Origin of the sequence: Nonomuraea sp. NPDC050227 (assembly GCF_044459705.1) — a bacterium.
GTDB lineage: Bacteria > Actinomycetota > Actinomycetes > Streptosporangiales > Streptosporangiaceae > Nonomuraea.
In genome coordinates, this window is record NZ_JBITJF010000016.1 from 1 (window position 1) to 18,990 (window position 18,990).

Below are 18,990 nucleotides of genomic sequence, written 5' to 3' on the forward strand. Positions count from 1 at the left end.
GTCAAGGGCGAGAACATCCCCGAGCCGGGCATTCCGGAGTCCTTCAAGGTCCTCATCAAGGAAATGCAGTCGCTGTGCCTCAACGTCGAGGTGCTCTCCAGCGACGGCATGTCCATCGAGATGCGCGACACCGACGAGGACGTCTTCCGCGCGGCGGAGGAACTCGGTATCGATCTGTCCCGGCGTGAGCCGAGCAGCGTGGAAGAAGTCTGAGGGGGAGATCGCACACAATGCTAGACGTCAACTTCTTCGACGAGCTCAGGATCGGTCTTGCGACCGCCGACGACATCCGTCAGTGGTCGCACGGCGAGGTCAAGAAGCCCGAGACCATCAACTACCGGACTCTCAAGCCGGAAAAGGACGGACTCTTCTGCGAGAAGATCTTCGGTCCGACCCGCGACTGGGAGTGCTACTGCGGCAAGTACAAGCGCGTCCGGTTCAAGGGCATCATCTGTGAGCGCTGCGGCGTCGAGGTGACCCGGGCCAAGGTGCGTCGTGAGCGGATGGGCCACATCGAGCTGGCCGCGCCCGTCACGCACATCTGGTACTTCAAGGGCGTGCCGTCGCGCCTCGGCTACCTGCTCGACCTGGCCCCGAAGGACCTGGAGAAGGTCATCTACTTCGCGGCCTACATGATCACGCACGTCGACACCGACATGCGTGAGCGTGACCTGCCCTCGCTGGAGGCGAAGATCTCCGTCGAGCGGCAGCACATCGAGCAGCGCCGTGACGCCGACGTCGAGTCCAGGCAGAAGAAGCTCGAGTCCGACCTGGCCGAGCTGGAGGCCGCCGGTGCCAAGGGCGACCAGCGGCGCAAGGTCCGCGAGGGCGCCGAGCGCGAGATGCGCCAGCTCCGCGACCGTGCCCAGCGCGAGCTGGACCGGCTCGACGAGGTCTGGAGCCGCTTCAAGAACCTCAAGGTCCAGGACCTTGAGGGCGACGAGCTGCTCTACCGCGAGATGCGCGACCGCTTCGGCCGCTACTTCAAGGGCGGCATGGGCGCGCAGGCGATCCAGGACCGCCTGATCAGCTTCGACCTCGACGCCGAGGCCGAGAACCTGCGCGAGACCATCCGCAGCGGCAAGGGCCAGAAGAAGGCCCGCGCCCTCAAGCGGCTCAAGGTCGTGTCGGCGTTCCTGAACACGACCAACTCGCCGCGCGGCATGGTGCTCGACTGCATCCCGGTCATCCCGCCGGACCTGCGCCCGATGGTGCAGCTCGACGGTGGCCGGTTCGCGACCTCCGACCTCAACGACCTGTACCGCCGGGTCATCAACCGGAACAACCGCCTCAAGCGTCTGCTCGACCTCGGCGCCCCCGAGATCATCGTGAACAACGAGAAGCGGATGCTCCAGGAGGCCGTCGACGCGCTGTTCGACAACGGCCGTCGCGGTCGCCCGGTGACCGGCCCCGGCAACCGGCCGCTGAAGTCCCTCAGCGACATGCTGAAGGGCAAGCAGGGTCGTTTCCGCCAGAACCTGCTGGGCAAGCGAGTCGACTACTCCGGCCGTTCGGTCATCGTCGTCGGCCCGCAGCTCAAGCTGCACCAGTGCGGTCTGCCCAAGCAGATGGCGCTGGAGCTGTTCAAGCCGTTCGTGATGAAGCGGCTCGTGGACCTCAACCACGCGCAGAACATCAAGTCGGCCAAGCGGATGGTCGAGCGCGCCCGCCCCGTCGTGTGGGACGTGCTCGAAGAGGTCATCACCGAGCACCCGGTGCTGCTCAACCGCGCTCCGACGCTCCACCGTCTGGGCATCCAGGCGTTCGAGCCGCAGCTGGTCGAGGGCAAGGCCATCCAGATCCACCCGCTCGTCTGCACCGCCTTCAACGCGGACTTCGACGGCGACCAGATGGCCGTGCACCTGCCGCTGTCGGCTGAGGCCCAGGCCGAGGCACGCATCCTGATGCTCTCGACCAACAACATCCTCAAGCCGGCCGACGGCAAGCCCGTGACGATGCCCACCCAGGACATGGTCATCGGCCTCTACTGGCTGACCACCCAGAAGGAAGGCGCAACCGGCGAGGGCCGCGTGTTCGGCTCGATCGCCGAGGCGCAGATGGCCTTCGACCGCCGCGAGCTGGAGATCCAGGCGAAGATCCAGATCCGGGTCAAGGACGTCCTGCCGCCGCGTGACTGGGTCGCGCCGGAGGGCTGGGAGCAGGGTGACCCGATCCGGCTGGAGACGACGTTCGGGCGGTGCCTGTTCAACCAGACGCTCCCCGAGAGCTACCCGTTCGTCAACTTCCAGGTGGGCAAGAAGCAGCTGTCCACGATCGTGAACGAGCTGGCCGACACCTACCCCAAGGTCGAGGTCGCCAACTCGCTCGACGCGCTCAAGGACGCGGGCTTCCGCTGGGCGACCCGCTCCGGCGTCACGATCTCGATCGAGGACGTCGTCGCGCCGCCGAACAAGACCGACATCATGGAGAACTACGAGCGCCGGGCCGACAAGGTCCAGCGCGAGTACGAGCGGGGTCTGATCACCGACGAGGAGCGCCGTCAGGAGCTCATCGAGATCTGGACCCACGCCACGGCCGACGTCGAGACCGACATGGTCAACGCCTTCCCGGCGACCAACCCGGTCTGGATGATGGTCAACTCGGGCGCCCGTGGTAACAAGATGCAGGTCCGGCAGATCGCCGGTATCCGTGGCCTGGTGTCCAACACCAAGGGTGAGACGATCCCGCGGCCGATCAAGGCCTCCTTCCGCGAGGGCCTGTCGGTGCTGGAGTACTTCATCTCCACCCACGGTCAGCGAAAGGGTCTGGCCGACACCGCCCTGCGGACCGCCGACTCGGGTTACCTGACCCGTCGTCTGGTGGACGTCGCCCAGGACGTCATCGTGCGTGAGATCGACTGCGGCACCGACCGCGCGGTCCCGCTGCACGTCGGCGAGCGTGACGCGTCGGGCAACCTGGTCAAGGCGGAGAACGCCGAGTCCAACGTGCACGGCCGCATCATGGCCGAGGACGTCGAGGTCGACGGCAAGGTCATCGTCCCGGCGGGTGTCGACATCAACGACATCCACGTGACGAAGCTGGTCGAGGCCGGCGTCGAGACCGTCCGCACCCGCAGCGCGCTCGTCTGCGAGGCCAAGATCGGTGTCTGCGCGACCTGCTACGGCCGCTCGCTGGCCACCGGCAAGCTCGTGGACGTCGGCGAGGCGGTCGGCATCATCGCCGCCCAGTCGATCGGTGAGCCCGGCACGCAGCTGACGATGCGTACGTTCCACACCGGTGGTGTGGCCGGCGCCGACATCACCCACGGTCTGCCCCGTGTCACGGAGCTGTTCGAGGCGCGCATCCCCAAGGGTGTCGCCCCGATCTCCGAGGCCGAGGGCCGGGCCCGGATCGACGAGACCGACAAGACCAGGAAGATCGTCATCACCCCCGACGACGGGTCGGAGGAGATCGCCTACCCGGTCTCGATGCGTTCGCGCCTGCTCGTCCAGGACGGTCAGCGCGTGACGGTCGGCCAGCAGCTGATCGCGGGTGCGGTCAACCCCAACGAGGTGCTGCGCATCCTCGGCCCGCGGGCCGTGCAGCTGCACCTGGTGGCCGAGGTCCAGCAGGTCTACCGGTCGCAGGGTGTGTCGATCCACGACAAGCACATCGAGATCATCGTGCGGCAGATGCTCAAGCGCGTGAACGTGCTGGAGTCCGGTGACACCGACCTGCTGCCCGGTGAGCTGGTGGAGCGTCCGCGCTTCGAGCAGATGAACCGCGAGACGGTGGCCGAGAGCGGCTCGCCGGCCGCGGGCCGTCCGGTGCTCATGGGCATCACAAAGGCGTCGCTGGCCACCGAGTCGTGGCTGTCGGCGGCCTCCTTCCAGGAGACGACCAGGGTCCTGACGGACGCGGCGATCCACGCCAAGTCCGACTCGCTCCTGGGCCTGAAGGAGAACGTCATCATCGGTAAGCTCATCCCGGCCGGTACGGGCATGCCCCAGTACCGCAACATCCGGGTCGAGCCGACCGAGGAGGCCAAGGCCGCCATGTACACCGTCGGCGGTTACGACGGTTCCGCGGCCGACTACACCTTCGGCACGGGCAGCGGCGAGGCCGTCCCGCTGGAGGAGTACGACTTCGGTCAGTACAACCGCTAGCAGTTTCGCAGGCGCCGCGCCCGGGTCTCTCTCCGAAGAGGCCCGGGCGCGGCGCTTTTCCGGCCGTATGCGCTGCCGTAGACGCTCCCAGACGCCCTGTGGGGGTGGGGCGGGCCCGGGGGAGACGGTCCGCCAGCCTGACGGTCTGTGGGCCGGTTGGGGGGCTCCCCGGCGAATCGGCACACGTCGGTCCCCAGGCCCGGTATCATTGCCGCGGCGCTTCGGATGGGCTGGATGAGACAGGCCCCGGTGGCACGGAGCGGCGAGGCCGACAGGCGTTGCCGTGCCGTTTTGACGTGTCGGCTGGGCCTGGGTAGTCTTGAGCATCGTGCCCGTCTCTAGCGGGCTTTCGGCTGTGCGCTCATATCCATAGGGAGAGCGTCGGCTGGACTCTCAGGCTCGCAAGTCTCCGTGGCTGTGTCTGTGTGAATAGCGCGACACGCCCGACCGCGGGGGCACCGGGACGAGGAAAACCAGCAGGTCATGACACCGGCAGAACCTGCGAAATGCAAGACCCAATGACGTAACACCGGCCAAGGCACGAAACGGAGTGGCAGTGCCCACTATTCAGCAGTTGGTCCGCAAGGGCCGGCAGGACAAGGTCTCCAAGACCAAGACTCCTGCCCTCAAGGGGAGTCCGCAGCGGCGCGGTGTGTGCCAGCGCGTTTACACCACGACCCCGAAGAAGCCCAACTCGGCACTGCGCAAGGTGGCCCGCGTTCGGCTCACGAACGGCATCGAGGTCACGGCTTACATCCCCGGTGTGGGCCACAACCTGCAGGAGCACTCCATCGTGCTCGTGCGTGGCGGTCGTGTGAAGGACCTGCCTGGTGTTCGCTACAAGATCATCCGCGGTTCGCTCGACACCCAGGGTGTCCGCAACCGCAAGCAGGCCCGCAGCCGCTACGGCGCGAAGAAGGAGAAGAGCTAACAATGCCTCGTAAGGGTTCTCCTGGCCGTCGTCAGCTCATGTCTGACCCGGTTTACAGCTCGCCGCTGGTGACCGCCCTGATCAACAAGGTGCTCCTTGACGGCAAGCGCTCCATCGCGCAGTCGATCGTCTACGGCGCCCTCGAAGGCTGCAGGGAGAAGACGGGCAACGACCCGGTCGTCACCCTCAAGCGCGCGCTTGACAACGTCAAGCCCACCCTCGAGGTCCGCAGCCGTCGTGTCGGTGGCGCGACCTACCAGGTGCCGGTCGAGGTGCGCGCCGCGCGCAGCACCACCCTGGCCCTGCGCTGGCTGGTGCAGTACTCCCGCGCCCGCCGCGAGAAGACCATGACCGAGCGCCTCATGAACGAGCTCCTCGACGCCAGCAACGGCCTCGGGGCGAGTGTCAAGAAGCGCGAGGACACCCACAAGATGGCCGAGTCCAACAAGGCCTTCGCCCACTACCGCTGGTAACCCGGCGGGTTCGACGAGACGACGAGGACGCGAGTTAAAGTGGCCGCTACGACCGCTCTTGACCTGGCCAAGGTCCGCAACATCGGGATCATGGCCCACATCGACGCGGGCAAGACCACCACGACCGAGCGCATCCTGTTCTACACCGGTATCAACTACAAGATCGGTGAAGTCCATGAGGGCGCTGCCACCATGGACTGGATGGAGCAGGAGCAGGAGCGCGGCATCACGATCACGTCTGCCGCGACGACCTGTGAGTGGATCGGTCACACCATCAACATCATCGACACTCCGGGTCACGTCGACTTCACCATCGAAGTGGAGCGCTCGCTCCGCGTCCTCGACGGTGCCGTCGCCGTGTTCGACGGTGTCGCCGGTGTCGAGCCGCAGTCGGAGACGGTGTGGCGGCAGGCTGACCGGTACGAGGTCCCGCGCATCTGCTTCGTGAACAAGATGGACCGTGTCGGCGCGGAGTTCCACCGCTGCGTCGAGATGATGGTCAGCCGCCTGGGCGCGACCCCCGCTGTGATCCAGCTTCCGTGGGGTGTCGAGGCCGACTTCAAGGGCGTCATCGACCTCATCAAGATGAAGGGGCTCATCTGGAGCGCCGACGCGGCCAAGGGCGAGATGTACGACACCGTCGACATCCCGGCCGACCACGCCGACGCCGCCCGCGAGTGGCGTGACCGCCTCATCGAGACGGTCGCCGAGAACGACGACGAGCTGATGGAGCTCTTCCTGGAGGGCACCGAGCCCACCGAGGAGCAGCTGGTCGCGGCCATCCGCCGCGCCACGCTGAGCAGCGCCATCAACCCGGTGCTGTGCGGCACCGCGTTCAAGAACAAGGGCGTTCAGCCCCTGCTCGACGCGATCGTCGCCTACCTCCCCGCCCCGACCGACATCCCGGCGTTCAAGGGTTACGCGGTCGGCAACGAGGAGAAGGTGATCGAGCGTCACGCGGACCCGGCCGAGCCGTTCTCCGCGCTGGCCTTCAAGATCGCCAGCGACCCGCACCTGGGCAAGCTCACCTACATCCGCATCTACTCCGGCACCCTCGACACCGGTTCGCAGGTCGTGAACTCGGTGAAGGGCAAGAAGGAGCGGATCGGCAAGATCTACCAGATGCACGCCAACAAGCGCGAAGAGCGCCCGCAGGCGATCGCCGGTCAGATCGTCGCCGTCATGGGTCTGAAGGACACCACGACCGGCGACACCCTTGCCGACCCGGCCAACCCGGTCGTGCTCGAGTCGATGACGTTCCCGGCTCCGGTCATCAACGTCGCCATCGAGCCCAAGACCAAGGGCGACCAGGAGAAGCTGTCCACCGCCATCCAGCGGCTGGCCGAGGAGGACCCGTCCTTCCAGGTCCGTCGTGACGAGGAGACCGGCCAGACGGTCATCTGGGGCATGGGCGAGCTTCACCTGGAGATCCTCGTCGACCGTATGCGTCGCGAGTTCAAGGTCGAGGCCAACGTGGGCCGCCCGCAGGTGGCCTACCGCGAGACCATCCGCCGCAAGGTGGAGAAGGTCGACTACACCCACAAGAAGCAGACCGGTGGTTCCGGTCAGTTCGCGCGGGTGATCATCGACCTGGAGCCGCTGGGCGAGGGCAACGACGGTTACGAGTTCCAGAACAAGGTCTCCGGTGGCCGCGTCCCGAGGGAGTACATCCCCTCGGTCGACGCCGGCGCCCAGGAGGCCGCCGAGTTCGGCGTGCTGGCCGGTTACCCGATGGTGGGCGTGAAGGTTACGCTGACCGACGGTGCCGCCCACGACGTCGACTCCTCGGAAATGGCGTTCAAGATCGCCGGCTCGATGGCCTTCAAGGAGGCCGCGCGCAAGGCGGACGCCGTTCTTCTCGAGCCGATGATGGCCGTCGAGGTCACCACGCCCGAGGACTACATGGGTGACGTCATCGGTGACCTCAACGGTCGCCGCGGGCAGATCCAGGCGATGGACGAGCGGGCCGGCGCCCGTGTCGTCCAGGCGCTCGTGCCGCTGTCTGAGATGTTCGGCTACGTGGGTGACCTGCGTAGCAAGACGCAGGGGCGCGCGAGCTACAGCATGCAGTTCGACTCCTACGCGGAGGTGCCTCCGGGCATCGCCAAGGAGATCGTCGCGAAGGCCCGGGGCGAATAACTTCCCGGTCCCTGGCGGGGTGGTGTGAGCCACCCCGCCGCCTAGGGGTCTGGGATCTCCCGGGCCCGAGTGTGTAGACAAGTCAGTCAGATTCTCAAGGAGAGAACCAGTGGGCAAGGCCAAGTTCGAGCGGACTAAGCCGCACATGAACATCGGCACCATTGGACACATCGACCACGGCAAGACCACGCTGACCGCGGCGATCACCAAGGTGCTTCACGACCGTTTCCCCGAGCTCAACAAGGCGACCCCGTTCGACAAGATCGACAAGGCGCCCGAGGAGAAGGCTCGCGGTATTACGATCTCCATCGCGCACGTCGAGTACCAGACCGAGAAGCGTCACTACGCTCACGTTGACTGCCCCGGTCACGCCGACTACGTGAAGAACATGATCACCGGTGCCGCTCAGATGGACGGCGCGATCCTCGTGGTCGCCGCCACCGACGGCCCGATGCCGCAGACGAAGGAGCACGTCCTCCTGGCCCGCCAGGTCGGCGTCCCCTACATCGTCGTGGCGCTGAACAAGGCCGACATGGTCGACGACGAGGAGATCCTCGAGCTCGTCGAGCTGGAGGTCCGTGAGCTCCTGTCCGCGCAGGAGTTCCCCGGCGACGACCTGCCCGTCGTCCGCGTCTCCGCCCTCAAGGCTCTCGAGGGTGACGAGAAGTGGGCCGACAGCATCATCGAGCTGATGAACGCGGTGGACGAGAACGTCCCCGAGCCTCCCCGTGACACGGAGAAGCCGTTCCTCATGCCCGTCGAGGACGTCTTCTCGATCACCGGTCGCGGCACCGTCGTCACCGGTCGTATCGAGCGCGGCATCGTCAAGGTCAACGAGCAGGTCGACATCATCGGCATCAAGCCGGAGAAGACGACGACCACCGTCACCAGCATCGAGATGTTCAACAAGATGCTCGACGAGGGTCACGCGGGCGACAACGCCGCCCTGCTGCTCCGCGGCATCAAGCGCGACGACGTCGAGCGCGGCCAGTGCATCATCAAGCCGGGCACGACGACCCCGCACACCGAGTTCACCGGCCAGGTCTACATCCTGTCCAAGGACGAGGGCGGCCGCCACACGCCGTTCTTCAACAACTACCGCCCGCAGTTCTACTTCCGTACGACTGACGTGACCGGCGTGGTGAACCTCCCCGAGGGCACCGAGATGGTCATGCCGGGCGACAACACCGAGATGCGCGTTGAGCTGATCCAGCCCATCGCCATGGAGGAAGGCCTCAAGTTCGCGATCCGTGAGGGTGGCCGCACCGTCGGCGCCGGCCGGGTTGTGAAGATCATCAAGTAGCTCGACCGTCGGGGCGGCGGTCGGCCCCACATTCAGGGCCGACCGCCGTACCGCGTCAAGGGCCTCGCGTAAAGCGCCGTGATCCAGCAGTCGCTTCGGCCATAGTGACCGAAGTAACTGCCGGATCACGGAAGAAAAGACAGATCAACAGTGTCTGTCTCGTGGGGTCACGCAGGGTCAGACCTGCAGCAACACAGCGGCACAAGGCCGCACGATACTTTTTCAGACGACAGCGAAGGACACCGAGGCCACTATGGCGGGACAGAAGATCCGCATCCGGCTTAAGGCCTATGACCACGAGGTCATCGACAGCTCGGCCAAGAAGATCGTCGAGACGGTGACGCGGACTGGCGCGAAGGTCGCGGGCCCGGTGCCGCTGCCGACCGAGAAGAACGTGTACTGCGTCATCCGCTCGCCGCACAAGTACAAGGACAGCCGCGAGCACTTCGAGATGCGCACGCACAAGCGGCTGATTGACATCATCGACCCGACCCCCAAGACGGTTGACTCGCTCATGCGGCTCGACCTCCCCGCGGGTGTCGACATTTCGATCAAGCTCTGAGGGAACGCACTGACATGGCTAAGACGATCAAGGGCGTCCTGGGCAAGAAGCTCGGCATGACCCAGGTCTTCGACGCGGACAACCGGATGGTTCCGGTGACCGTGGTCGAGGCCGGTCCGTGCGTGGTGACCCGGGTCCGCACCGCAGACAAGGACGGCTACTCCGCCGTTCAGCTCGGCTTCGGGCAGGTCGACCCCCGGAAGGTCAACAAGCCGCTCGGCGACTACCTGCGTAAGCACGACATCACCCCGCGCCGTTACTTCGCGGAGATCCGCACCGACGACGCGAGCGACTACACCCTGGGCCAGGAGCTGCTGGCCGACACCTTCGAGGCCGGCCAGTTCGTCGACGTGACGGGCAAGAGCAAGGGCAAGGGCTTCGCCGGTGTCATGAAGCGGCACGGCTTCGGTGGTCTGGGCGCGTCGCACGGTACGCAGCGCAAGCACCGCTCGCCGGGTTCCATCGGTGGCTGCGCCACCCCGGGCCGCGTATTCAAGGGCCTGCGCATGGCCGGTCGGATGGGTAACGTCCGCACCACTGTGCAGAGCCTCAAGGTTCACTCCGTCGACGCCGAGAACGGTCTCATCCTGATCAAGGGTGCGATCCCCGGCGCGAACGGCAGCCTGGTCCTCGTCCGCACCGCTGCCAAGAAGGGGGCTGCCAAGTGAGCACCACTATTGACGTCCTCGACGCCAGCGGCGCCAAGGCCGGCACCGTCGAACTGCCCGAAGACGTCTTCGGCACGACGGTCAACGTTCCGCTGATCCACCAGGTGGTCGTGGCCCAGCTCGCCGCTCGCCGGCAGGGCACCCACAAGGCCAAGACCCGTGGCGAGGTCAGCGGTGGCGGCAAGAAGCCGTACCGCCAGAAGGGCACCGGCCGCGCCCGTCAGGGCTCGACCCGCGCGCCGCAGTTCACCGGCGGTGGCACCGTCCACGGGCCCGTGCCGCGTGACTACTCGCAGCGCACGCCCAAGAAGATGAAGGCCGCCGCGCTCCGCGGCGCCCTGTCCGACAGGGCCGGTGGCGGTCGCGTCCACGTGGTCAGCACGCTGGTGACGGGGGAGACCCCCAAGACCAAGGCTGCCCTGGACGCCCTGCGCAAGATCACTCAGGCTCCCCGCGTGCTCGTCGTCGTCGACGAGGCCGACGAGCTGACCTGGATGAGCCTGCGTAACGCTCCCGAGGTCCACCTGCTGGACGCCGGGCAGCTCAACACCTACGACGTGCTCGTGCACGACGACGTGGTCTTCACCCAGGAGGCGTACGACCAGGTCGTCGCGCGGCTGAGCCAGGGCGGGAAGGAAGACGCCTGATGGAGAAGATCGCCGACCCGCGCGACATCATCATCAAGCCGGTCGTCTCTGAGAAGAGCTACGGCCTGATCGATGAGAACAACAAGTACACGTTCCTGGTGAAGAAGACCGCGAACAAGACCCAGGTCAAGATCGCCGTTGAGCAGATCTTCGGGGTCAAGGTCACCAGCGTGAACACCATCAACCGGACGGGCAAGCGCAAGCGCACCCGCACCGGTTTCGGCAAGCGTCCCGACACCAAGCGCGCGATCGTGAGCCTGGTCGAGGGCGATCGGATCGACATCTTCGGTCAGATCGGCTAGCAGCGCCATAGATAGGAAGCGGACCGAAAGGTCTGCGAGGGACGAGACCGTCGCATTTCGGTGCGGCGGGCTCGCCCATGTAACCGACGAAGGATGAACGAAAAAGATGGGCATCCGTAAGTACAAGCCGACGACTCCGGGTCGCCGCGGGTCGAGTGTCTCGGACTTCTCCGAGATCACCCGCAGCACTCCCGAGAAGTCGCTGCTTGCGCCCCTTCACAGCAAGGGCGGCCGGAACGTACACGGCCGGGTGACCGCGCGCCACCAGGGCGGCGGACACAAGCGCGCCTACCGGATCATCGACTTCCGTAGGCATGACAAGGACGGCATCCCGGCGAAGGTCGCTCACATCGAGTACGACCCCAACCGCACCGCCAACATCGCTCTGCTCCACTACGCCGACGGTGAGAAGCGCTACATCATCGCGCCGACCGGCCTCAAGCAGGGCGACCGAATCGAGAACGGCCCCGCTGCCGACATCAAGCCGGGCAACTGCCTGCCGCTGCGCAACATCCCGACCGGTACCTTCATCCACGCGGTGGAGCTCCGTCCGGGCGGCGGCGCGAAGCTCGGTCGTTCCGCGGGCGCCCAGATCCAGCTGCTCGCCAAGGAAGGCCAGTACGCCACCCTGCGTATGCCGTCCGGTGAAATGCGCATGGTCGACGTGCGCTGCCGGGCGTCGGTCGGCCAGGTCGGCAACGCCGAGCAGGCCAACATCAACTGGGGCAAGGCCGGCCGTATGCGGTGGAAGGGCAAGCGCCCGACCGTCCGTGGTGTCGCCATGAACCCCGTTGACCACCCGCACGGTGGTGGTGAGGGCAAGACGTCCGGCGGTCGCCACCCGGTGAACCCCAAGGGCAAGCCCGAGGGCCGCACCCGCCAGGCCAACAAGTCCAGCGACCGGCTGATCATCCGTCGTCGGAGCAAGAGGAAGAAGCGGTAGGAGCAGCCGAAATGCCACGTAGCCTTAAGAAGGGTCCCTTCGTGGACGACCACCTTCAGAAGAAGGTGGACGCCCAGAACGAGAAGGGCACCAAGAACGTCATCAAGACGTGGTCGCGGCGCTCCATGATCGTTCCCGACATGCTCGGGCACACGATCGCCGTGCACGACGGCCGCAAGCACGTCCCGGTGTTCGTCACCGAGTCGATGATCGGCCACAAGCTCGGAGAGTTCGCCCCCACGCGGACGTTCCGCAGCCACGTCAAGGAAGACCGGCGCAGCCGGCGATAGACGCCTTCAGAAGCATTTAGAGGAGTAAGCGATGGAAGCCAGGGCTCAGGCGCGGTTCGTCCGTGTCACGCCCCTCAAGGCCCGCCGCGTGGTGGACCTTATTCGCGGGCTGCCCGCTTCGGAGGCGCAGGCCGTGCTGCAGTTCGCTCCCCAGTCGGCGAGCGAGCCGATCTACAAGGTGCTCAGCAGCGCCATGGCGAACGCCGAGCACAACTTCAACCTCGACCCCAGCACGCTCGTCGTGAGCCGCGCCTGGGTCGACGAGGGCCCGACGCTGAAGCGGTTCCGCCCGCGTGCACAGGGTCGCGCCTATCGGATCAACAAGCGGACGAGCCACATCACCGTGATCGTGGAATCCCGCGAGCCGAAGGGAAGGACCCGATAGTGGGCCAGAAGGTTAACCCGCACGGGTTCCGCCTCGGCATCACGACCGACTTCAAGAGCCGGTGGTACGCCGACAAGCTGTACAAGTCGTACGTCGCCGAGGACGTGGCGATCCGCCGCATGCTGCAGAAGGGCATGGAGCGGGCCGGCATCTCCAAGGTCGAGATCGAGCGCACCACGGACCGTGTGCAGGTGGACATCCACACCGCGCGTCCGGGCATCGTGATCGGCCGCCGCGGCGCCGAGGCGGACCGCATCCGCGGTGACCTCGAGAAGCTGACCAAGAAGCAGGTCCAGCTCAACATCCTCGAGGTCAAGAACCCGGAGATCGACGCCCAGCTCGTCGCTCAGGGCGTCGCCGAGCAGCTGTCCAGCCGTGTCTCGTTCCGCCGCGCCATGCGCAAGGCGATGCAGTCGGCCATGAAGTCCGGCGCCAAGGGCATCCGTGTCCAGTGCGCCGGTCGTCTGGGCGGCGCCGAGATGTCGCGGTCGGAGTTCTACCGTGAGGGTCGCGTGCCGCTGCACACCCTCCGCGCGGACATCGACTACGGCTTCTACGAGGCCCGTACCACCTTCGGCCGCATCGGCGTGAAGGTCTGGATCTACAAGGGCGAGGCTCCGACCAGCCGCGCCGAGCGTGAGGCGGCTGCCGCCGGCGCTCGTGCCGGCCAGCGTCGCGAGCGTGACGACCGTCGTGGTGGCGGCGGCGACCGTCCGCGTCGTGGCGGCGGTGACCGTCCGCGTCGTGGCGGCGGCCGTGGCGACCGCGCCCCCCGTACCGAGGCAGCTTCGCAGGCTGCCCCTGAGACCGGCCCGGCTGCGCAGCCGGGTGCTGAAGGGAGCTGACCATGCTGATCCCGCGCAGGGTCAAGCACCGCAAGCAGCACCGGCCTGACCGCAGCGGAGCCGCCAAGGGCGGCACCAGGGTCGTGTTCGGCGAGTTCGGCATTCAGGCTGTTGAGCACTCCTACGTGACCAACCGCCAGATCGAGTCCGCTCGTATCGCCATGACCCGTCACATCCGCCGTGGCGGCAAGGTGTGGATCAACATCTACCCCGACCGTCCGCTCACCAAGAAGCCGGCCGAGACCCGCATGGGTTCCGGTAAGGGTTCGCCGGAGTGGTGGATCGCCAACGTCAAGCCCGGACGCGTGATGTTCGAGCTGTCCGGCGTGGCGGAGTCGGTCGCGCGTGAGGCGCTCACCAGGGCGATCCACAAGCTGCCGATGAAGTGCAAGATCGTTAAGCGTGAAGTGGGTGAGGCGTGATGGCTAAGGGCCTGACCGCCGGCGAGCTGCGAGTGGAGGACCAGGACACCCTGGTCCAGAAGCTCAAGGAAGCCAAGGAGGAGCTGTTCAACCTCCGCTTCCAGGCAGCGACCGGTCAGTTGGAGAGCCACGGGCGGCTGCGCGCCGTCCGCCGCGAGATCGCCCGTATCTACACCGTGATGCGCGAGCGTGAGCTCGGCATCGTCACGGTCGAGAAGGAGACGAGCGATGGCTGAGACCGAGACCACCGGAACCACCGAGGCGAACGACGCGCGGAACTTCCGCAAGGTCCGTGAGGGCCTGGTCGTCAGCGACAAGATGGACAAGACCGTCGTCGTCGCCGTCGAGGACCGCGTCAAGCACCGTCTGTACGGCAAGGTCATCCGCCGTACGACCAAGTACAAGGCACACGACGAGGCCAACGCCTGCGGCGTCGGCGACCGCGTGCTGCTCATGGAGACCCGCCCCCTCTCCGCCACCAAGCGGTGGAGGGTCGTGGAGATCCTCGAGAAGGCCAAGTAAGGCTCTTCTCGGATATACCGCGCCTCGTGGGGGCCTCAGGGCCCCCATGACGGCGTCCAAGGACGCGAGGTCCTCCGGGCCTCGCGTCGCCTGCGGTGCGGCCCCTTCGTGGACTGTGGCCGTGGGAACAAGACAACGACAGGTTCCGCCAGGCTCAGAGATGAGAACCGGCGCGACTAACAGGAGTTCAAGTGATCCAGCAGGAGTCGCGGCTCAAGGTCGCCGACAACACTGGTGCGAAGGAGATCCTTTGCATCCGTGTTCTCGGTGGCTCGGGCCGACGCTACGCCGGTATCGGCGACATCATCGTCGCCACTGTCAAGGACGCGCTGCCGGGCAGCACGGGCGTCAAGAAGGGCGACGTGGTCAAGGCCGTCGTCGTCCGCACGGTCAAGGAGCGCCGCCGGCCCGACGGCTCCTACATCCGCTTCGACGAGAACGCCGCCGTCATCATCAAGGACAGCGGTGACCCTCGTGGCACTCGTATCTTCGGCCCGGTCGGCCGCGAGCTGCGCGACAAGAAGTTCATGCGCATCATCTCGCTCGCCCCGGAGGTGCTGTAATGCCGAAGCTGCATGTGAAGAAGGGTGACCTGGTTCAGGTCATCGCCGGCAAGGACAAGGGTGCCAAGGGTCACGTCATCGCCACGTACCCGCGCGAGGACCGCGTGGTGATCGAGGGCGTCAACATGATCAAGAAGCACACCAAGGAGTCTCTCCAGGGTCCGCGTGGCGCCAAGACCGGCGGCGTGCAGACGATGGAGGGCCCCATCCACGTGTCCAACGTGAAGAAGCTCAAGGACGAGAAGCCCGCCGACAAGAAGGCCGACAAGGCCGAGGAGACGGGTGAGGACAGCTGATGACCGCCACGACCACTGAGACCGAGCGCCCGACGCCGCGACTCAAGACGAAGTACCGCGAGGAGATCGCGGCCCAGCTTCGCGAGCAGTTCGGCATCGAGAACGTCATGCAGATCCCGGCCCTGACCAAGATCAAGGTCAACATGGGTGTCGGTGAGGCGGCTCGCGACTCCAAGCTCATCGAAGGCGCCGTACGCGACCTCACCGCGATCACCGGCCAGAAGCCGGCCGTCGTCCGGGCGCGCAAGTCCATCGCGCAGTTCAAGCTGCGTGAGGGCATGCCGATCGGCGCGCACGTCACGCTGCGCGGCGACCGTATGTGGGAGTTCCTCGACCGCCTGCTGGCGCTGGCGCTGCCCCGTATCCGGGACTTCCGCGGCCTGTCGCCGAAGCAGTTCGACGGCAACGGCAACTACACGTTCGGTCTGACCGAGCAGGTCATGTTCCACGAGGTCGACCAGGACAAGGTCGACCGCCCGCGGGGCATGGACATCACGGTCGTGACCACCGCGACGAACGACGACCAGGGCCGGGCGCTGCTGAAGCTCCTCGGCTTCCCGTTCAAGGAGGCCTGATCCAATGGCGAAGAAGTCGCTGATCGCCAAGGCGGGGCGCAAGCAGAAGTTCGAGGTCCGGGCCTACACCCGGTGCTCGCGTTGCGGTCGTCCGCGCGCGGTGTACCGCAAGTTCGGTCTGTGCCGCGTGTGCTTCCGCGAGATGGCGCACCGGGGCGAGCTGCCCGGCATCACCAAGTCGAGCTGGTAGATACTCTGGGGGGCGGCTCCGCGTCGTCCCCCGGAGTCCATGTTCAGAAGAAGACAGGACGCTTCGCGTCCATGACCGCGCCGAAGGTCCACCGGCAGAGCGCTGCTTGGCCGACTGGAAACCGCGGCGAGGAAGGCCACTGGCCATGACGATGACCGACCCCATCGCAGACATGCTGACGCGTCTGCGCAATGCGAACTCGGCGTACCACGAGAGCGTGTCGATGCCGTATTCGAAGATCAAGGCGCACATCGCCGAGATCCTCCAGCAGGAGGGTTACATCCAGTCCTGGGCCGTCGAAGACGCCAAGGTCGGAAAGAACCTCGTGGTGGAGCTCAAGTTCGGGCCTACCCGTGAGCGTTCGCTCGCGGGCCTGCGCCGGGTTTCCAAGCCCGGTCTGCGGGTTTATGCGAAGAAGGACAACCTGCCTCGAGTTCTGGGCGGGCTGGGCGTCGCGATCATCTCGACGTCCGCCGGTCTCATGACTGACAAGCAGGCCGGCAAGCGTGGCGTGGGCGGCGAAGTCCTCGCCTACGTCTGGTAGAGGGGAGGAATCACAGCATGTCGAGAATCGGACGGCTGCCCATCCCTGTGCCCAGTGGCGTAGACATCACGATCACCGGCCAGGATGTCCAGGTCAAGGGCCCGAAGGGCACGCTTTCTCACACGGTCGCGGACCCGATTACGGTCGGTCGTGACGACGACGGCGCCATCGCCGTCTCCCGGCCCAACGACGAGAACAAGGTCCGTGCGCTGCACGGCCTGTCCCGGACGCTGATCGCCAACATGGTGCAGGGCGTCACCCAGGGGTACACGAAGTCCCTGGAGATCGTCGGCGTCGGTTACCGCGTCCAGGCCAAGGGCCCGACGCAGCTGGAGTTCTCGCTGGGCTTCAGCCACCCGGTCATCGTCGACGCCCCCGAGGGTGTCTCCTTCCGCGTCGAGAAGCCGACCCTGTTCCACGTGGACGGCATCGACAAGCAGAAGGTCGGCGAGGTCGCGGCCAACATCCGCAAGTTGCGCAAGCCTGACCCGTACAAGGGCAAGGGCGTGCGTTACCAGGGCGAACAGATCCGCCGCAAGGTCGGAAAGGCTGGTAAGTAGGCATGGCTCCGAAGACTGCGTTCAGCAAGCACACGGCTGCCCGCACCGTCTCGCGGGCTCGCCGTCACCGCCGCGTCCGCAAGTTCGTCGTCGGTACGGCCGAGCGTCCGCGCCTGGTCGTCAACCGTTCGACCCGTCACATGTTCGTCCAGATCGTGGACGACTCCGTCGGTCACACGCTGGTGAGCGCCTCCACCATGGACGCCTCGCTGCGCACCCTTGAGGCCGACAAGACGGAGAAGGCCAAGAAGGTCGGCGAGCTCCTCGCTCAGCGGGCCAAGGAAGCCGGGATCACCAAGGTCGTCTTCGACCGCGGTGGCAACCGCTACGCCGGTCGCATCGCGGCTCTGGCGGACAGCGCCCGCGAAGGCGGGCTGGAATTCTGATGGCAACTGAGAAGAGGAACCACTGATGGCTGCAGCTCCGCGTCGCGGTGGCGGCACCGGTGGCGAGCGGCGGGACCGTCGTGACGATCGCCGCGGTGGCGCCGCCGACAAGGGCGTCTCGTACATCGAGCGCGTAGTGAAGATCAACCGAGTGGCCAAGGTCGTGAAGGGTGGTCGTCGCTTCAGCTTCACCGCCCTCGTCGTCGTCGGTGACGGCAACGGCCTGGTCGGCGTCGGTTACGGCAAGGCCAAGGAAGTCCCCGCGGCCATCGCCAAGGGCGTCGAAGAGGCCAAGAAGCACTTCTTCAAGGTGCCCCGCATCCAGGGCACCATCCCGCACACCGTGCAGGGCGAGGAGGCGGCCGGTGTCGTCTTCCTGCGTCCGGCGTCGGCCGGTACCGGCGTCATCGCCGGTGGCCCGGTGCGCGCGGTCCTGGAGTGCGCCGGCATCCATGACGTGCTGTCCAAGTCGCTCGGCTCGGACAACCCGATCAACATCGTGCACGCCACCGTGGCGGCTCTGAAGGGCCTTTCCCGCCCCGAGGAGATCGCCGCCCGCCGTGGCCTGCCGATCGAGGACGTGGCTCCGGCCCGCATGCTCAAGGCTCAGCGCGAGGGCATCGCCGAGGCCGCGGCCGCGAAGGCGGTGAGCTAGTCATGGCACGCCTGAAGATCACTCAGGTTCGCTCGAAGATCGGTGGCAAGCAGAACCAGCGTGACTCGCTGCGTTCGCTTGGCCTGAAGCGAATCGGCGATGTCGTCGTCAAGGAGGACCGTCCCGAGATTCGCGGGATGGTGTCCGTGGTGACGCACCTCGTCGAGGTGGAAGAGGTCGACTAGTCATGACTGACAAGGCTCCGCTCAAGATTCACGACCTGCGTCCTGCTCCGGGTGCCAACAAGTCCAAGATCCGCAAGGGTCGGGGCGAGGCGTCCAAGGGCAAGACGGCCGGTCGCGGCACCAAGGGCAGCCACGCCCGTACCACGGTTCCCCTCGGCTTCGAGGGTGGCCAGGTGCCGCTGCAGAGGCGTCTGCCGAAGCTCAAGGGCTTCTCCAACGCCCTGTTCAAGACGACCTACCAGGTCGTCAACCTGGACAGGCTCGGCGAGCTGTTCCCCGAGGGTGGCGACGTCACCGTCGAGGCCCTGGTGGCCAAGGGCGCCGTTCGCAAGAACCAGCTCGTGAAGGTGCTCGGCACCGGCGAGATCTCCGTCGCTGTGAACGTTACGGCTCACGCCTTCTCGTCCGCCGCGAAGGAGAAGATCGCCGCCGCCGGTGGTTCCGTTACCGAGCTGTAGCTCCGCTATGACGAGGCGTGGGGGTTCCGACAATGGGCCC

Annotated in this window: 27 protein-coding genes; all 27 read left to right on the top strand. The window is 66.3% G+C overall.

Annotation, left to right across the window (positions count from 1 at the left end; all coding sequences use genetic code 11):
• Nucleotides 1-213, top strand: a 213-nt coding sequence (locus ACIBK9_RS44510) for a hypothetical protein (protein ID WP_175600297.1), incomplete at its 5' end; no start/stop codon positions are given.
• A 17-nt stretch (nt 214-230) separates the two neighbouring features.
• Nucleotides 231-4,106 carry a DNA-directed RNA polymerase subunit beta' gene (locus tag ACIBK9_RS44515; protein WP_357982792.1) on the top strand — a complete coding sequence of 1,292 codons (3,876 nt, stop codon included), beginning with the start codon at nt 231-233 and terminating at the stop codon, nt 4,104-4,106.
• A gap of 556 nt (nt 4,107-4,662) precedes the next feature.
• Nucleotides 4,663-5,037, top strand: a complete 375-nt coding sequence (rpsL, locus tag ACIBK9_RS44520; protein WP_020542315.1) for a 30S ribosomal protein S12 — start codon at nt 4,663-4,665, stop codon at nt 5,035-5,037.
• 2 nt (nt 5,038-5,039) lie between these two features.
• Nucleotides 5,040-5,510, top strand: a complete 471-nt coding sequence (gene rpsG / locus ACIBK9_RS44525; protein ID WP_043623423.1) for a 30S ribosomal protein S7 — start codon at nt 5,040-5,042, stop codon at nt 5,508-5,510.
• Between the two features lie 90 nt (nt 5,511-5,600).
• Nucleotides 5,601-7,649: an elongation factor G gene (gene fusA, locus ACIBK9_RS44530; protein ID WP_387669283.1), complete on the top strand. Its 2,049-nt coding sequence runs from the start codon at nt 5,601-5,603 to the stop codon at nt 7,647-7,649.
• Between the two features lie 109 nt (nt 7,650-7,758).
• A complete protein-coding gene (gene tuf, locus ACIBK9_RS44535; protein ID WP_352327252.1) occupies nt 7,759-8,952 on the top strand; it encodes an elongation factor Tu in 1,194 nt (397 codons plus the stop codon).
• Between the two features lie 253 nt (nt 8,953-9,205).
• Complete coding sequence (rpsJ, locus tag ACIBK9_RS44540) at nt 9,206-9,514, top strand: 30S ribosomal protein S10 (RefSeq protein WP_012887830.1); 309 nt, start codon at nt 9,206-9,208, stop codon at nt 9,512-9,514.
• 14 nt (nt 9,515-9,528) lie between these two features.
• Complete coding sequence (rplC, locus tag ACIBK9_RS44545; protein WP_358282128.1) at nt 9,529-10,182, top strand: 50S ribosomal protein L3; 654 nt, start codon at nt 9,529-9,531, stop codon at nt 10,180-10,182.
• On the top strand, nt 10,179-10,829 hold the full coding sequence (gene rplD / locus ACIBK9_RS44550; RefSeq protein WP_352362901.1) for a 50S ribosomal protein L4: 651 nt from the start codon (nt 10,179-10,181) through the stop codon (nt 10,827-10,829). Before rplC ends, rplD begins: the two co-directional genes overlap by 4 nt.
• Nucleotides 10,829-11,131 (top strand): 50S ribosomal protein L23, encoded by a 303-nt coding sequence (gene rplW, locus ACIBK9_RS44555; RefSeq protein ID WP_352327250.1) that lies wholly within the window; start codon nt 10,829-10,831, stop codon nt 11,129-11,131. Before rplD ends, rplW begins: the two co-directional genes overlap by 1 nt.
• A gap of 106 nt (nt 11,132-11,237) precedes the next feature.
• On the top strand, nt 11,238-12,074 hold the full coding sequence (gene rplB / locus ACIBK9_RS44560) for a 50S ribosomal protein L2 (RefSeq protein ID WP_125644676.1): 837 nt from the start codon (nt 11,238-11,240) through the stop codon (nt 12,072-12,074).
• Between the two features lie 11 nt (nt 12,075-12,085).
• Complete coding sequence (gene rpsS / locus ACIBK9_RS44565; protein ID WP_030451498.1) at nt 12,086-12,364, top strand: 30S ribosomal protein S19; 279 nt, start codon at nt 12,086-12,088, stop codon at nt 12,362-12,364.
• Nucleotides 12,365-12,395: 31 nt separating this feature from the next.
• A complete protein-coding gene (gene rplV / locus ACIBK9_RS44570) occupies nt 12,396-12,749 on the top strand; it encodes a 50S ribosomal protein L22 (protein WP_080043235.1) in 354 nt (117 codons plus the stop codon).
• Complete coding sequence (rpsC, locus tag ACIBK9_RS44575; protein WP_352362898.1) at nt 12,749-13,594, top strand: 30S ribosomal protein S3; 846 nt, start codon at nt 12,749-12,751, stop codon at nt 13,592-13,594. The genes rplV and rpsC overlap by 1 nt, the downstream gene beginning before the upstream one ends.
• Nucleotides 13,595-13,596: 2 nt before the next feature.
• On the top strand, nt 13,597-14,016 hold the full coding sequence (gene rplP, locus ACIBK9_RS44580) for a 50S ribosomal protein L16 (protein ID WP_125644673.1): 420 nt from the start codon (nt 13,597-13,599) through the stop codon (nt 14,014-14,016).
• Nucleotides 14,016-14,252 carry a 50S ribosomal protein L29 gene (rpmC, locus tag ACIBK9_RS44585; RefSeq protein WP_080047279.1) on the top strand — a complete coding sequence of 79 codons (237 nt, stop codon included), beginning with the start codon at nt 14,016-14,018 and terminating at the stop codon, nt 14,250-14,252. Before rplP ends, rpmC begins: the two co-directional genes overlap by 1 nt.
• The gene (gene rpsQ / locus ACIBK9_RS44590) at nt 14,245-14,538 is read left to right on the top strand and encodes a 30S ribosomal protein S17 (RefSeq protein ID WP_357982781.1); all 294 of its coding nucleotides are present in this window, start codon (nt 14,245-14,247) and stop codon (nt 14,536-14,538) included. Before rpmC ends, rpsQ begins: the two co-directional genes overlap by 8 nt.
• A 191-nt stretch (nt 14,539-14,729) precedes the next feature.
• Nucleotides 14,730-15,101 carry a 50S ribosomal protein L14 gene (rplN, locus tag ACIBK9_RS44595; RefSeq protein ID WP_090769698.1) on the top strand — a complete coding sequence of 124 codons (372 nt, stop codon included), beginning with the start codon at nt 14,730-14,732 and terminating at the stop codon, nt 15,099-15,101.
• Nucleotides 15,102-15,109: 8 nt separating this feature from the next.
• Nucleotides 15,110-15,397, top strand: a complete 288-nt coding sequence (gene rplX / locus ACIBK9_RS44600) for a 50S ribosomal protein L24 (protein ID WP_352327499.1) — start codon at nt 15,110-15,112, stop codon at nt 15,395-15,397.
• The gene (gene rplE, locus ACIBK9_RS44605; RefSeq protein WP_352327490.1) at nt 15,397-15,972 is read left to right on the top strand and encodes a 50S ribosomal protein L5; all 576 of its coding nucleotides are present in this window, start codon (nt 15,397-15,399) and stop codon (nt 15,970-15,972) included. Before rplX ends, rplE begins: the two co-directional genes overlap by 1 nt.
• Before the next feature lie 4 nt (nt 15,973-15,976).
• Nucleotides 15,977-16,162: a type Z 30S ribosomal protein S14 gene (locus ACIBK9_RS44610; protein ID WP_020542298.1), complete on the top strand. Its 186-nt coding sequence runs from the start codon at nt 15,977-15,979 to the stop codon at nt 16,160-16,162.
• A gap of 145 nt (nt 16,163-16,307) precedes the next feature.
• The gene (rpsH, locus tag ACIBK9_RS44615) at nt 16,308-16,706 is read left to right on the top strand and encodes a 30S ribosomal protein S8 (RefSeq protein ID WP_125644666.1); all 399 of its coding nucleotides are present in this window, start codon (nt 16,308-16,310) and stop codon (nt 16,704-16,706) included.
• A gap of 17 nt (nt 16,707-16,723) precedes the next feature.
• On the top strand, nt 16,724-17,266 hold the full coding sequence (gene rplF, locus ACIBK9_RS44620) for a 50S ribosomal protein L6 (RefSeq protein ID WP_352327491.1): 543 nt from the start codon (nt 16,724-16,726) through the stop codon (nt 17,264-17,266).
• A 2-nt stretch (nt 17,267-17,268) separates the two neighbouring features.
• Nucleotides 17,269-17,652, top strand: coding sequence for a 50S ribosomal protein L18 (rplR, locus tag ACIBK9_RS44625; RefSeq protein ID WP_125644663.1), 384 nt, complete (start codon nt 17,269-17,271; stop codon nt 17,650-17,652).
• A gap of 25 nt (nt 17,653-17,677) precedes the next feature.
• Nucleotides 17,678-18,307, top strand: a complete 630-nt coding sequence (rpsE, locus tag ACIBK9_RS44630) for a 30S ribosomal protein S5 (protein ID WP_049572667.1) — start codon at nt 17,678-17,680, stop codon at nt 18,305-18,307.
• Between the two features lie 2 nt (nt 18,308-18,309).
• Entirely contained in the window at nt 18,310-18,492 is a 183-nt protein-coding gene (gene rpmD, locus ACIBK9_RS44635) for a 50S ribosomal protein L30 (protein WP_080043226.1), read from the top strand.
• 2 nt (nt 18,493-18,494) lie between these two features.
• Nucleotides 18,495-18,950, top strand: a complete 456-nt coding sequence (rplO, locus tag ACIBK9_RS44640) for a 50S ribosomal protein L15 (RefSeq protein WP_352327492.1) — start codon at nt 18,495-18,497, stop codon at nt 18,948-18,950.
• Nucleotides 18,951-18,990: the final 40 nt, after the last annotated feature.